1 pseudogene is annotated in these 264 nt (G+C 44.7%); it reads right to left on the bottom strand.

The features are described 5' to 3' along the window. Positions 1 to 70: 70 nt before the first annotated feature. A pseudogene (locus tag QSV46_RS40020) lies at positions 71 to 264 on the bottom strand (4-hydroxy-3-methylbut-2-en-1-yl diphosphate synthase); the annotation flags it as partial.

The following is a 264-nucleotide window of genomic DNA, read 5'->3' as shown; positions in this document are numbered from 1 at the left end:
ATACATCATTAAAGCCTTTGATGGCGGTAATTTTACTCATGGGTTTTCCTTGTTATTTTAGATATTTTAATCAGCCTTGCACACGCAAAATCTCATTGGCACGCGCTTCTTGGATTTCTTTGACTTGTGCTCGTACCATTGCCTCGATTTCATCGACTAGCTTGGTCGTGTCAATCAAATGACTCTTAGCGCCATTACGATACACTAGGCTATTTGGGCTAGCACCGACGACACCGATGGTCGCTTCTTTGGCTTCACCCGGCC

Source organism: Bradyrhizobium cosmicum, assembly GCF_032290525.1.
GTDB classification, from domain to species: Bacteria; Pseudomonadota; Alphaproteobacteria; order Rhizobiales; family Xanthobacteraceae; genus Bradyrhizobium; species Bradyrhizobium cosmicum_A.
Note: the sequence above shows the minus strand (reverse complement) of the source record. Positions and strands in the feature narration are given on the sequence as shown.